We start from the raw sequence: 8,170 nt of genomic DNA, 5'->3' as shown, positions 1-8,170 counted from the left end.
AGCCAAACGTCGTTGGAGGGAGTGGTACGGAATGGCAATGAGCAGTGGAATCCAGCCAGCGATCCAGTTTGCAAAGCGTCTGAAGGGGTATCTGTCAGGGATTACGGCAAGTGCTGTTTACCGTCTGAACACCAGCGTACTGGAGGGGATGAACAATAAGATCAAAGTGATCAAGAGAATGGCGTATGGGTACCGGGACAACGACTACTTCTTTTTGAAAATCAAAGCGGCGTTTCCCGGTAAAGTGCGATGAACCTAAAAAAACCCGCCGAAGCGGGTTTTTTTAACAGCTAACGGAAACCGATCAACCGATCTTAGCTTCCAGTTCGCCACGGGCGTAACGCTCGAACATATCATCCAGAGAGATCGCTTTGATCCTGGATGCATTACCCGCAGTACCGAACGCTTCGTAACGCGCTACACAGATTTCTGTCATCGCTTTTACGGATTCTTTAAAGTACTTGCGTGGGTCGAATTCAGCCGGGTTTTCCGCCAGGAAACGACGGATAGCACCGGTAGACGCCAGACGCAGGTCGGTGTCGATGTTTACTTTACGCACACCGTACTTGATGCCTTCAACGATCTGCTCAACCGGCACACCGTAAGTTTCCGGAATAGCACCACCGAATTCGTTAATCACTGCCAGCCATTCCTGTGGCACAGAAGAAGAACCGTGCATTACCAGGTGAGTGTCAGGAATACGCTTGTGGATTTCCTTGATACGGTCGATAGCCAGAATGTCACCTGTCGGTGGACGGGTGAACTTGTAAGCACCGTGGGAAGTACCACAGGCAATCGCCAGAGCATCAACACCAGTCTTCTTAACGAAGTCTGCGGCTTCTTCCGGGTCAGTCAGCATCTGGTCGTGAGACAGAGTGCAGTCTGCACCGATACCGTCTTCTTCACCGGCCTGACCAGTTTCCAGAGAACCCAGACAACCCAGTTCACCTTCTACCGATACGCCACAGGCGTGGGCCATATCAACGGTGCGCTTGGTGACGTCAACGTTGTATTCGTAAGAGGTCGGGGTTTTACCATCTTCACCCAGAGAGCCGTCCATCATTACTGAGCTGAAGCCCAGCTGGATAGAACGCTGACATACCGCCGGAGAAGTACCGTGGTCCTGGTGCATACACACAGGAATGTGCGGGAATTCTTCGATCGCGGCCAGAATCAGGTGACGCAGGAAAGGAGCGCCTGCGTACTTACGTGCGCCTGCGGACGCCTGAACGATAACCGGAGAGTCGGTCTTGTCGGCCGCTTCCATGATAGCGCGCATCTGTTCGAGGTTGTTCACGTTGAACGCTGGTACGCCATAACCGAACTCGGCCGCGTGATCCAGCATCTGACGCATGCTGATTAATGCCATGTCACATACCTTAAAGAGGGATTAAAACTGGGCCACATTCTACCGGCTATACCAGCCGGAAGGAACCTTGCGGGTGAAAGAGGGAGGAAATGTCAGTGGCCAGAGTGATGAAAATAAACAGCCGCAAAAAATAAACCCCGGCTTAGCCGGGGTCTTTAACAGCGACTGCTAAGAAAGCTTACTTAGCGCGCTCTTCCAGAATCGCTACGGCTGGCAGGGTTTTGCCTTCCACGAACTCAAGGAATGCACCACCGCCGGTAGAGATGTAAGACACCTGTTCAGCGATTTCGTATTTATCAACCGCTGCCAGAGTGTCACCACCACCAGCAATAGAGAATGCGTCAGACGCAGCAATCGCCAGCGACAGTGCTTTGGTGCCTTCACCGAACTGGTCGAATTCGAATACACCCACCGGGCCGTTCCAGATGATGGTTTTGGCTTCTTTCAGCTGTTCTGCCAGTGCTTTAGCTGAATCCGGGCCGATGTCGAAGATCATGTCGTCGGCTTCAACTTCGTCTGCAGACTTCAGAGTCGCAACGGCAGTTTCGGAGAATTCTTTACCGCACACTACGTCGGTTGGTACTGGGATAGATACTTTTTCCATCAGCTTTTTCGCAGCCGGAATCAGGTCTTCTTCGTACAGAGACTTACCAACCGGCTTGCCAGCGGCAGCCAGGAAGGTGTTGGCGATACCACCACCGACGATGATCTGGTCGCAGATGTCAGACAGGCTTTCCAGAACTTCCAGCTTGGTAGATACCTTGGAACCACCAACGATGGCCACCAGCGGGCGAGCCGGATTATCCAGCGCTTTGCCCAGAGCATCCAGTTCAGCTGCCAGCAGCGGGCCCGCACAGGCAACCGGGGCAAACTTAGCCACACCGTGAGTAGACGCCTGGGCGCGGTGTGCAGTACCAAACGCATCCATTACGAAGATATCGCACAGTTCAGCGTAAGCCTTGGACAGTTCGTCTTCGTCTTTTTTCTCGCCCTTGTTGAAACGTACGTTTTCCAGCAGAACCAGTTCGCCTTCCGCAACGTCGACGCCAGCGCGGAAATCTTTAACCACGTTAACGTTACGACCCAGCAGACCCGCCAGGTGGTCAGCCACAGGCTGCATGGAGAATTCGTCAGCGTACTCGCCTTCAGTAGGACGGCCCAGGTGAGACATCACGATCACTTTGGCACCGGCTTCCAGCGCGTGCTGGATGGTAGGCAGTGAAGCGCGGATACGTACATCAGACGTCACTTTGCCGCCTTTTACCGGTACGTTGAGGTCTTCGCGGATCAGAACCCGTTTACCTTTCAGGTCCAGGTCGGTCATTTTTAAAACAGACATTGTGTTTCCTCGTGTCTTGCCTGGGCGGCAGCAGATAAGGTTTAGAAATCGTGGGTAGCTGACCAAAATCTGACCAGTACCGGCAAAATTGCGCGGGATTATACCCGGTTTGCCTTTACCAGCCAAAGGCTGGCAACAGTCTGTTGGCGTCAGGCTACCTTGTTGGCCTCGACCGGCGCCGCTAGGCTGACATCCTCTGTAACTGACTGTGGAATCGCTATGCTGCCGTGGCTCTGGCATTTTGTCCGCCCCTATAAAACCCGTCTGACCATTGCCATCCTGGCGCTGGTCGTCACTGCCGGCCTGACCCTGAGTCTGGGCCAGGGCGTTCGCCTGATGGTGGATGATGGCTTTGCCGCCGGTTCCATTGCCGGACTGGGCGAGGCGCTGAGCTTCTTCGCGGTAATGGTGGTAGCCGTGGCGCTGGGCGCTTATCTGCGTTTTTACATGGTGTCGTGGCTGGGCGAGCGCGTGGTGGCCGATATCCGCCAGCAACTGTACCGCCATCTGGTCAGCCTGCCGCCATCGTTTTTTGAAGATAATTTATCCGGTGAAATTCAGAGCCGCATCACCACCGATACCACCTTGCTGCAGACGGTGATTGGTTCGTCATTTTCCTTTGCCCTGCGCAACTCGCTGACGTTTATCGGTGGCATCGTGCTGATGTTTATCACCAACCTGAAACTCAGCCTGATCGTACTGGTGGCCGTGCCGCTGATCGTTTTCCCGATGATTTTCTTTGGCCGCAAGGTGAAAAAGCTGTCGCGTGCCAGCCAGGATAAAGTAGCCAGCGTCGGCGCCTGGGCCGGCGAAAGCCTGCAGCATATTAAGGTGGTGCAGGCCTTTACCCGCGAAGACCTGGTAAACCGGCAGTTTGCTCAGGCCGCCGAAGGGGCCTTTGCTGTGGCGCTTCTGCGCATCCGCCAGCGCGCTTTTATGATCGCACTGGTGATGATTCTGGTAATGGGTTCCGTCGCCGGCATGCTGTACGTTGGTGGCCGCGATGTGATTGCCGGTGAATTATCCGGCGGTGATTTAGCCGCCTTTGTGTTTTACGCCATTATGGTGGCGGGATCACTGGCTGCCGTCACGGAGGTTTACGGTGAAGTACAGCGTGCCGCCGGGGCCGCCGAGCGTATCCGCGAACTGATGGCCGCCAGGTCGGATATTGTGTCGCCGGCAGAGGACAACAGCAGCGGCGCACAGGGTGACACACAGCCATTAATTGCCTTTCAGCAGGTAAGTTATCACTACCCTTCGCGTCCGCAGACACCGGCACTTGCCGACCTGAATATCAATGTCAGCCATGGTGAACGTATTGCTCTGGTGGGGCCATCCGGAGCGGGTAAATCGACCCTGTTCGATCTGCTGCTGCGTTTTCGTGATCCGCAGCAGGGCCAGATCACCCTGCATGGCAAACCCCTGCAAGACTGGAATCTGCAAACACTGCGCAGCCAGTTCGCACTGGTACCGCAGCAACCGGTGCTGTTCAGTGCCAACGTACTCGATAACCTGCGTTACGGACGTCCCGATGCCAGCGAGGAAGAAGTAGTGGCCGCTGCCCGCGCTGCCCACGCTGACGAATTTATTCAGCAGCTGCCGGACGGCTATCAGTCGTATCTGGGGGAACAGGGGGTGAAATTATCCGGCGGACAGAAACAGCGGCTGGCGATTGCCCGCGCCATTCTGCGCGACCCGCAGATCCTGTTACTGGACGAAGCCACCAGTGCACTTGACGCCCAGAGCGAACATCTGGTGCAGCAGGCGCTGGACAGCCTGATGGAAAACCGCACCACTTTTGTGATTGCCCACCGTCTGGCGACCATTAAAAACGTGGATCGGATCGTAGTGATGGAACACGGCCGTATTGTCGCCGTCGGCAGCCACCAGCAATTGCTGCAGTCATCACCGCTGTATCAGCGACTGGCGCAACTGCAGTTTCAGGATGCGGTGTAACAGAAACAGAAAGAAGACCTGCTGTATCAGCAGGTCATGGCGCGGGCGGTATCCAGCATGCGGTTAGCAAAACCCCATTCGTTATCAAACCATACCAGCAGTTTCAGCAGGTGATCGCCACTGACCCGGGTCTGGGTTGCATCGACAATGCCAGAGCGCGGGTCGTGATTAAAATCGATGGAGGCATGGGCATCGTGGGTAATGCCAATGATATTGCGCAATGAGTCTGCTGCCGCCTGTGCAATCAGGCTGTTAACCGCGTCAGTTGAGGCCGGGCGTTGCAGCTGCAGGCTGATATCCAGCGCCGACACATTAATCGTTGGCACACGGATATGCAGGCTTTCAATTTTACCTGCCAGTGCCGGCATCAGACGGGCAATGCCCAGCGGTAACCCGGTATCCACCGGAATCATACTCTGCACCGCCGAACGGGTACGGCGCAGGTCGGAGTGGTAAGCATCAATCACCGGCTGATCATTCATTGCCGAGTGAATGGTGGTGGTCACACCCGCTTCCACACCATAGGTATCATTCAGCAGCGTCAGTAACGGCAGCAGACAGTTGGTCGAACAGGAACCGTTGGATACCACCGTATGCTCTGGCTGCAGTGTATGCTCGTTCAGACCAAAGATAATGGTGTTATCCACTGCGCTGTCAGCGGGATTGGAAATCAGCACCCGCTGTGCACCACCGCGCAGGTGAGCTTCACAATCTTCACGGCTTTTAATCTGGCCACTGCACTCCAGCACCAGATCAACGCCGAGACTGGCCCAGTCATGGCTTTCGCTGTCAGCCTCATGGCGCACACAGATACGATCACCGTTCACCAGCAGGTGACGTTCATCGGCGACTTCAACGCTGCCCGGAAAACGGCCGTGGGTACTGTCGTAGCGCAGCATGTAGCTGATGGTCTCTATATCGGCCAGTTCATTAATTGCCACCACCTGTAACTGCTGGCGATAGCCATTTTCGTACAGAGCACGCAACACACAGCGACCGATACGGCCAAAACCGTTAATGGCAACACGAACCGGCTGTGATAACTGAGACATAACGACGACTTCCAACCCACGCTAACGCGCAAAAATGAGGCGCTATTGTCCCGCAATCGGCGAACGGATGCCACTGACGTAAACCCGGGCATGCTTTACACTCTGCTTATTTACGGAGGTAAGCCATGAACGAACAACAACAGACCAATATCGAAGCTGCGGTTTTCCGTCGTTTTTTACAGCACCTCGACCAGCACAAAGAAGTGCAGAACATTGAGCTGATGAACCTTGCTGATTTCTGCCGCAACTGCCTGGCGAAATGGATGGTAACGGCCGCCGCCGATGAAGGCGTTGAGCTGGATTACGAACAGGCACGGGAAAAGGTTTACGGTATGCCGTACAGCGAGTGGAAAGAAAAGCATCAGCTGGAAGCCACCGCGGAACAACTGGCAGCATTTAACGCGCGTAATAAAGCGTAAATACGGAAGTCATCCAGCCACGGCTGTGGTCATAGTCTGCTATCACACTGACGACACGGAGTTAACATGAAAGCCAACACCCTCTCCCGCCTGATGATGGTGCCATTAATGGGCGCAGCTCTGCTGCTGCCAGTCAGCGCACTGGCTGGTGAACACTACGTTGAAGTCAGTGGCAACGGCGAAGTGAAAGCCTGGCCGGACTTCATCACCCTGAGCCTGAACGTCAGTGCCAGCGCCGCTGACGCGGCCAGCGCCAAGCAGCAACTGGATGAGCAGATGCAGCAACTGCTGTCTCTGAGCGACGGCTTTAACATTGCCAGAGAGGATGTCGACGCCTCACGCATTAACCGTCAGCCACTGTGGCACTGGAACGACGGTAGCCGCGAATACCGTGGTGAACAGATTTCGCGCCCGGTGACCCTGACCCTGCGCGACACCAGCCAGTACGCACAGTTAAGCCATGACATGATGGCGATTAAAGGACTGAGTCTGAATGGTCAGAGCATGGGCTTTGCTGACCGTCGCCAACTGGAACAGCAGGCCATGACACTCGCTCTGCACGACGCCCGCGACAAAGCACAGCAAATGGCCAAAGCACTGGACAGCGGTATCGACGGCGTACTGCGCATTGAAGAACAGGGTGGCATGGCCACACCGATGATAATGGAAGGACGCGCCTTCGCCATGGCCAAGAGTGAACCCGCACCGATGCTGATTCAGCAGCAGACCATCTCAACTTCAGTCCGGGTGCGCTTTGCCCTCGACGACTAACGGACAGATCATGAGCAACAAGCAACAACCGCAGTTAGCGGCCGGTATCTACCGCCACTATAAAGGCAACGATTATCAGGTTCTGGGACTGGTACGTCACAGCGAAACCGAAGAATGGCTGGTGCTGTACAAAACCCTGTACGGAGACTTCTCATCCTGGGTTCGCCCGCTGGAGATGTTTACCGAAAGCGTCACCACTGCCGACGGCGAGGTGCCGCGCTTTCGCCTGATTCAGCCACTGGACAGCAATGACCAGGCGCTGGAATATCCGGGGGCTCAATCGTGACACCGGCCATCAACGCAGCGAAGAAAGCGAAAGTTGTGTTTCAGGTGCTGGAATACAGCCACGATCCGGCGGCAGAATCCTACGGTGAGGAAGCCGCCGAGTTACTCGGCCTGAACCCGGACGAAGTCTTCAAAACCTTGCTGGTCAGTCTCAGCGGGCATAAAAGTCCGTTAGCCGTGGCCGTGCTGCCGGTGTCTCACAAGCTCAGTCTCAAAGCCATCGCCAAAGCGGTGGGCGCTAAGAAAGCTGAAATGGCCGATCCCAAAGTGGCAGAACGGACCACTGGCTATATCGTTGGCGGCATCAGTCCACTGGGACAAAAGAAAGCGCTGCCAACAGTCGTGGATGCCAGCGCCGAAGGTCTGACCCGCATTCATGTCAGTGCAGGGCGCCGTGGGCTTGAAATAGCACTGGCTCCAAACGATCTGCTTAGCCTGACTCGCGGCAGCTTTGCCGCCATTACGGCATAGCGCCCTGACTGGACGATCGGCTTAAGTCTGTGCAGAATGCTGCGCTCAGATGACTGACTGATCTGCGATTAATGACTGCACTGCACCGCACCCTCGTATTCCCAACCTTTATCCTGGCAGCCCTGCTGGCAGGGTGCAGCCCTGTGCCTTACAAACCGGTCACCGGACTGCTGGGTTCTGCCAAAGACGGTTATATGGATCGTGAAATGGCGCCTGGTGTGCACGTGATTGAAGTACGTCAGGTCGGCGGTTTTCAGTTCATTTTCAACTACGATGACACCATCGAAGCCTTTCGCCAGCACTGGCACCGCCGCGCTGGCGAACTGTGCCCGGCCGGTTATCTTGGTGAGCCGGAAGTACTGCTGCCAGCCGAAGCCCGGCTGGAAGAATTCCTGTGTGACAGCCGCGGCTGTCAGGACTACCCGATCGTTTCCGGCATCGCCTACTGCCATCAGCGCTATACCCTCTGAATCCGGCAAATCTCCCGGCTCTGACTATACTCAGTCAG

The 8,170-nt window shown here is 55.5% G+C and carries 10 protein-coding genes; 7 read left to right on the top strand and 3 right to left on the bottom strand.

The features are described from left to right. The coding region (locus I9W95_RS11895; protein WP_225675146.1) for a transposase at positions 1-253 on the top strand (253 nt) is incomplete at its 5' end. Positions 254-304: 51 nt separating this feature from the next. On the opposite strand, the gene fba is transcribed toward I9W95_RS11895, so the two are convergent. Together fba and I9W95_RS11885 are read right to left on the bottom strand one after the other, a co-directional pair. Continuing rightward, entirely contained in the window at positions 305-1,369 is a 1,065-nt protein-coding gene (fba, locus tag I9W95_RS11890) for a class II fructose-bisphosphate aldolase (protein ID WP_225675144.1), read from the bottom strand. Positions 1,370-1,547: 178 nt separating this feature from the next. Further along, entirely contained in the window at positions 1,548-2,708 is a 1,161-nt protein-coding gene (locus tag I9W95_RS11885; RefSeq protein WP_225675142.1) for a phosphoglycerate kinase, read from the bottom strand. 219 nt (positions 2,709-2,927) lie between these two features. Here I9W95_RS11885 and I9W95_RS11880 point away from each other — a divergent pair, with 219 nt between their 5' ends. Next, a complete protein-coding gene (locus I9W95_RS11880; RefSeq protein ID WP_225675140.1) occupies positions 2,928-4,664 on the top strand; it encodes an ABC transporter transmembrane domain-containing protein in 1,737 nt (578 codons plus the stop codon). Between the two features lie 26 nt (positions 4,665-4,690). On the opposite strand, the gene I9W95_RS11875 is transcribed toward I9W95_RS11880, so the two are convergent. Beyond that, positions 4,691-5,716 (bottom strand): type I glyceraldehyde-3-phosphate dehydrogenase, encoded by a 1,026-nt coding sequence (locus tag I9W95_RS11875; RefSeq protein WP_225675139.1) that lies wholly within the window; start codon positions 5,714-5,716, stop codon positions 4,691-4,693. A 125-nt stretch (positions 5,717-5,841) separates the two neighbouring features. Between I9W95_RS11875 and I9W95_RS11870 the strand changes: the two genes are divergently transcribed. The 5 genes from I9W95_RS11870 to I9W95_RS11850 all read left to right on the top strand — a co-directional run bounded on the left by I9W95_RS11870 (position 5,842) and on the right by I9W95_RS11850 (position 8,132). After that, positions 5,842-6,135, top strand: coding sequence for a DUF1244 domain-containing protein (locus tag I9W95_RS11870; protein ID WP_225675136.1), 294 nt, complete (start codon positions 5,842-5,844; stop codon positions 6,133-6,135). 66 nt (positions 6,136-6,201) lie between these two features. Then, positions 6,202-6,906, top strand: a complete 705-nt coding sequence (locus I9W95_RS11865; protein ID WP_225675134.1) for an SIMPL domain-containing protein — start codon at positions 6,202-6,204, stop codon at positions 6,904-6,906. A gap of 10 nt (positions 6,907-6,916) precedes the next feature. Next, the gene (locus I9W95_RS11860; protein WP_225675133.1) at positions 6,917-7,192 is read left to right on the top strand and encodes a DUF1653 domain-containing protein; all 276 of its coding nucleotides are present in this window, start codon (positions 6,917-6,919) and stop codon (positions 7,190-7,192) included. Continuing rightward, on the top strand, positions 7,189-7,662 hold the full coding sequence (gene ybaK, locus I9W95_RS11855) for a Cys-tRNA(Pro) deacylase (protein ID WP_225675131.1): 474 nt from the start codon (positions 7,189-7,191) through the stop codon (positions 7,660-7,662). The genes I9W95_RS11860 and ybaK overlap by 4 nt, the downstream gene beginning before the upstream one ends. A 71-nt stretch (positions 7,663-7,733) precedes the next feature. After that, positions 7,734-8,132, top strand: coding sequence for a hypothetical protein (locus tag I9W95_RS11850; protein ID WP_225675129.1), 399 nt, complete (start codon positions 7,734-7,736; stop codon positions 8,130-8,132). Positions 8,133-8,170: the final 38 nt, after the last annotated feature.

Origin of the sequence: Thalassolituus marinus (assembly GCF_020320395.1) — a bacterium.
Taxonomy (GTDB): Bacteria; Pseudomonadota; Gammaproteobacteria; order Pseudomonadales; family Oceanobacteraceae; genus Venatoribacter; species Venatoribacter marinus.
This window is presented reverse-complemented; position numbering and strand designations above follow the sequence as displayed.

Bases quoted from the DNA above. Each gene is read 5' to 3' on its own strand.
- fba (WP_225675144.1), bottom strand. From the start codon at position 1,369: ATGGCATTAATCAGCATGCGTCAGATGCTGGATCACGCGGCCGAGTTC.
- I9W95_RS11875 (WP_225675139.1), bottom strand. From the start codon at position 5,716: ATGTCTCAGTTATCACAGCCGGTTCGTGTTGCCATTAACGGTTTTGGC.
- I9W95_RS11885 (WP_225675142.1), bottom strand. From the start codon at position 2,708: ATGTCTGTTTTAAAAATGACCGACCTGGACCTGAAAGGTAAACGGGTT.
- I9W95_RS11880 (WP_225675140.1), top strand. From the start codon at position 2,928: ATGCTGCCGTGGCTCTGGCATTTTGTCCGCCCCTATAAAACCCGTCTG.
- I9W95_RS11870 (WP_225675136.1), top strand. From the start codon at position 5,842: ATGAACGAACAACAACAGACCAATATCGAAGCTGCGGTTTTCCGTCGT.
- I9W95_RS11860 (WP_225675133.1), top strand. From the start codon at position 6,917: ATGAGCAACAAGCAACAACCGCAGTTAGCGGCCGGTATCTACCGCCAC.
- I9W95_RS11850 (WP_225675129.1), top strand. From the start codon at position 7,734: ATGACTGCACTGCACCGCACCCTCGTATTCCCAACCTTTATCCTGGCA.
- I9W95_RS11865 (WP_225675134.1), top strand. From the start codon at position 6,202: ATGAAAGCCAACACCCTCTCCCGCCTGATGATGGTGCCATTAATGGGC.